Source organism: Catenibacterium faecis, assembly GCF_014306455.1.
GTDB lineage: Bacteria > Bacillota_I > Bacilli_A > Erysipelotrichales > Coprobacillaceae > Catenibacterium > Catenibacterium mitsuoka_A.
Genome location: NZ_JACRWG010000108.1, coordinates 1 through 3,117 on the forward strand (window position 1 = coordinate 1; position 3,117 = coordinate 3,117).

Genomic DNA, 3,117 nt, shown 5'->3' on the forward strand with positions numbered 1-3,117 from the left:
TGTTAAACCGCAAACTCTACCCATCTGATAACTGCAAATTATATTACCCTATATAATAATGTATTCTTATAGCGACCGCAGTTTATTTCAATCAATAAATCATAGATAAAGAAAAGATGTACCACTAGAGTACATCTTCACTGTAATTTCTTTCTTTATAGACTGTATTTACGGCATAGGCAATCTGTAAACTTAACTCTTCATCCCTTGTTTTTTCAAAGATTGCATTTGCATTCAAGAATATATCTGTTGGATGTGCAAGTTCAACATCTATTTCATAATTAACTATACATATATGCCATTCTGACAATAAATGATCAAGATAACAGCTTATTGTCTGTTTATCTGCTGTAATTTCAAAGGCAAAGAATGGTGTAATAGTCAGGCTGCTTATTTCTCCAATACATTTCTTTGCGTTTTTATCTTTATATATGTAATTCATAATCCTATCCCAGCATCAGTTCCTTGCTTGCCTGCATCACCAGTTCACTGTCGATTGTTTCCTTGTTGTAATGCATACCAAGTATCAGACTTTTATTTATAAGCTGATTAAGTATTCTTACTGATGTATTCATCATGGAATACAGTGTATGGTAACATTCATCTTTGAACAGGTCGCTTCTGCAGTTGACAGATTTCAGTCTTGATACCACGTAATCCTTGACCTCTTCCTCATTAAAGCCAGTAAAGGTATAATTCATATTGATACGCTGTCTGAGCGGTTCAAGTGCTTTAAGACGCAATGTTCTCAGAAATTCATTTTGTCCAACAAATATAAGTGTACAGTAATCTTTTGAGTCATAGTCAAAGTTCATAAGCATAATGAATTCTCTCAATACCTCTTTTCTCAAAAACTGGGCTTCATCAATCGCTATGATGACCTCCATCTTATTTTCTGATGTCAGTCTTTTAAGTTCATCCTGTATCTGCTTGAACATCTGTGATTTTTTAGTTGTTTCTTCCAAACCAAGTGCATCATTAAGCATACGATAAAAGTCAATGGCTGTAATAGTCGTCATGCATATATAGATGACGACATAACGGTTCGGATTGAGTGCTTCCAATGTTTTTCTAAGACATGTTGTCTTTCCCATTCCTGGACTGCTCAAGAAGACACCAATTCCTCTGGATCTGATAATAAATTCCAGTCTGTTTGTCATCTGTTTAAAGTCATTGGATGTAAACAGTGTTGATACAGCCGCATCCTTGATAAATGGATTTTTATCCATCCCATAATACGTTGTCATTTCCATCAGTAAATGATCTCCTCTCTTCTTGTTTTTCCGTTTTCAATACGATCCGTTCTTTTTAAAGGGACCTTTTCCTTTTGAGAAACATCATAAAGATATGTCCCTTCAAAAGTTCTTGGATTATAGCGGATAATAACTCTCATTCCTATATAGACAGAAGGAACATCAAAAAGCTGATTTTCAATAAGGACTGTTGAATCACCATTGACCTTTCTCGTGGTTTCATGAAGAAACACATCATCAAGCCACGAAGCGTATTCAATAGGTGATTTATTTGATAGTCTTGATACTTCAACATCTTTCATATCATACATATAGCGTTCTAGAGGTGTGTGATTGTCATTCTCATCATCTTTCAATGATGAGTGGATTGTTCTGTTATACTCATTTATCCATTTATTAAGATCATCATTTAATTGAGAAAGTGAATGATAGTCGCTTCCCTTATGTACATCCATAAAACGCATCTTCATTGTATGAAAGAATCTTTCTATCAAAGCTTTTCCGACAGGCTGATATGGGGGATTATAAATGATCTTAGTCCCGAGTTTTGCCTCTATTTCCTTGGTGCTTTTATTTTTGTAGCTGCTGCCATTATCTAAGATGATTACTTTACTTCTGCCGTATCTTAAGACAGCATCATGCCATACCTTTTGAAAATTGACGGCATTGTCATTGAAAAAGAACTCCGCACCAACGATCATTCTTGAATGATTGTCGATAATGGCAATCAGATACGTTTTCCTGTATGTGCTGTCTTCATCGTAGATATAAAATGTATGACAGGTATCAGCTTCATAGCCATCACATGAATGAGCGAATTCCCAGGTCCTTCTTTCCTTGACTAAAGTCTCACCTTGTCCATTTCGTAAGCCGCTGTTTCTGATATAGCGCTGTATAGTATCAACGGAACAGTCACCTGTATTTAATACACCATCTTCAATCATTTTTTCATAGATCATGACCCCTGTAATCTTGGGATATTGACCAATAAGATCGGCAATATATCTTTTATGGTCATCATCAAGTTTTCTTACTCTGCCAAGATCTAGACGATCCTTAGGCATCAGACCTTCAAAACCATATTTCCTGTATATATGGAGCCACCATTTCATCGTCTGATCAGAAAACCTTCTTTTTGTGCCATCTGGCCAGTCAATCTCAGTTTCAGAGACGCGTTTAAAGTAGGCATTTATTGAATCATCTATAAAAGTTCGTGATACAACAGGTGCTATAAACGAAAATTTTATCTGGCCGATAAGTTTTCTATACTCATAACTGTCTGTATTTTGTATGTTCATATATCTTCCTCCTCATAATTGAGTATAGAACAGCCAAAATACGAAAGATATTGCCAACTTATTTAATTGAGACTGAAGAAATTCAATCAGGGATCATGATTGAATAAAGTGCGGTCATATTGAAAAAGTGTACGAAGATTGAAGTCGAAGATATCATGGATAACATTACTGAAATCATAGATAAGATGTACAAAGAAATGCATATGATATCTGTTTTTCAAGGTACTGAATATTCTCAAATACGCATTATATTTAGACATCCATCTGTAGAGAGTAGAAGTCGATATACAAAATCGTTCTGTTATTTCTTCAACAGTAAAAGCTGAACATGATTTTAATGCGAGTACCTTTAGAATGAAAAAAATAGAAAAAGATGAATAAGGAACAATAATAGAGTTTGGAAGAATGGCATGATAGTGCTTGTCATTTTTACAGTATAGAACAGGAATTGTAATCATATTATCTTGAACACTATCATGAAAAGATACATAATGTCTGGAATAATTTTTAAAATATACAAGCTGAGAAGATTTACAAGCAGAATTATTATGAGTGTGCTGTGTAGA

Annotated in this window: 4 protein-coding genes; all 4 read right to left on the minus strand. The window is 34.5% G+C overall.

Features of this window, described 5'->3' with window-relative positions; genetic code table 11:
- Positions 1-124 precede the first annotated feature (124 nt).
- A complete protein-coding gene (locus H8909_RS12790; RefSeq protein ID WP_187013093.1) occupies positions 125-442 on the minus strand; it encodes a DUF6618 family protein in 318 nt (105 codons plus the stop codon).
- A gap of 4 nt (positions 443-446) precedes the next feature.
- A complete protein-coding gene (locus tag H8909_RS12795) occupies positions 447-1,253 on the minus strand; it encodes an ExeA family protein (protein WP_187013094.1) in 807 nt (268 codons plus the stop codon).
- Positions 1,253-2,551 (minus strand): TnsB C-terminal domain-containing protein, encoded by a 1,299-nt coding sequence (locus H8909_RS12800; protein ID WP_187013095.1) that lies wholly within the window; start codon positions 2,549-2,551, stop codon positions 1,253-1,255. The genes H8909_RS12795 and H8909_RS12800 overlap by 1 nt, the downstream gene beginning before the upstream one ends.
- An 86-nt stretch (positions 2,552-2,637) precedes the next feature.
- Positions 2,638-3,117 (minus strand): DUF6431 domain-containing protein (locus H8909_RS13565; protein ID WP_238928305.1); only part of this gene is annotated, 480 nt, incomplete at its 5' end.